Raw genomic sequence first — 451 nt, 5'->3', positions numbered from 1 at the left:
TTAGGGGAAGGATTCCGTGGCTGTCGGTCAGCTTCGCGTCGGAGAAATCGTATTCGCCGAGCAGGTTGATGTGGGCCCAGGACATGGGCGAGTGAGTCTTGACGGCGAGGAGCAGAACCTTTCGCTGTGCAGGGTCCGCCGATCTGAGGCGCATCTCGAGATAGAGATAGTTCCAGCAGATGATGGCGTTCTTGATGAGCCGGTTGCATGCCTCCGCGACCTGCTGGTCGTCCTGGTGTGCGTAGGCAACCTCCCGCGGGTTGCCGACGGCGACGGCACGCGTGAACCGATTGGCCAGCTCGACCTGGTTCAGTTGCGCTTCGAATGCGCAGGGCGACATCGTCGATATACCGCAGGATGAAGAGGGTCTTGATGATCCGGCCGAAGGCTTTGAGCGCGGTGTAGAGGGTGTTCTGCTTGGAGTAGGAATTCAGCCGCCGGAAAATGTCGG

The 451-nt window shown here is 59.9% G+C and carries 1 pseudogene; it reads right to left on the bottom strand.

From position 1 onward, the window contains the following. Positions 1-434, bottom strand: a pseudogene (locus L3X40_RS22190) (Tn3 family transposase); the annotation flags it as partial. Between the last annotated feature and the right edge of the window lie 17 nt (positions 435-451).

This window comes from Rhizorhapis sp. SPR117, assembly GCF_021742065.1.
The sequence above is the reverse complement of the archived record's forward strand: the minus strand, read 5'-3'. Positions and strand labels throughout refer to the sequence as shown.